General features: G+C 48.8%; 1 protein-coding gene. It reads right to left on the reverse strand.

Annotation, left to right across the window (positions count from 1 at the left end; all coding sequences use genetic code 11):
* On the reverse strand, positions 1-726 hold a 726-nt coding region (locus R8O11_RS27450), incomplete at both ends, for a cache domain-containing protein (protein ID WP_318194905.1).

Consider the following 726-nt stretch of genomic DNA (forward strand, 5'->3'; position numbering starts at 1 on the left):
ATCTTCACCCAACTCAAAGTGAATCAACTCAACGTTACCAAGAATTACCGCAGTTGGATTATTGATTTCGTGTGCAATCCCGGCGGTCAGCTCACCGAGCGCCGCTAGTTTTTCATGCACTACCAATTTATCGCGGGTTTGGTTGAGCAACTGAATGTGAAGTTCGAGTTCCTCAGTTTTTTCTCGCAAGCTAGCCGTTCGCTCTTGAACTTTACACTCCAACTGCGCCGCAGCATTTTTGAGTTCGATTTTGCGATCTTCCAAGGCGTCAAGCATATTGTCGAACTGCCTAGCCAGCTGCGCCAACTCATGATGATCATCCAGCCCCAGTGGACCAATACGTTTCTCTTTGCCAAGTTGAACGAGCTTAACGACTTTATGAATGCGCTCAATTGGTCGGAACAAATCACGCGAACCGCGATAGACCATCACGCCAGAGACCAGTAATAGCATTAAGGTAATAAGGCTGATTTCGGCGATGTTGGTCATGTACGCTTTCACAAATGGCCACATCAGGTAGCCGGTATAAAGCATGCCAATGACGTTATCGTACTGGTCTTTGATTGGTTGATAAGCGGTGATGTACCACGCGTCGTACACATACGCGCGGTCGACCCATTGCTGACCTTGAGAGAGCACTTGGTTATACACTTCAGCACTCACTCGCGTACCAATAGCGCGCCCTAGCCTATGGTCGCTGTCTAGAGGAACGTTGGTGCTCACACG

It is taken from the genome of Vibrio sp. 1288, assembly GCF_033344475.1.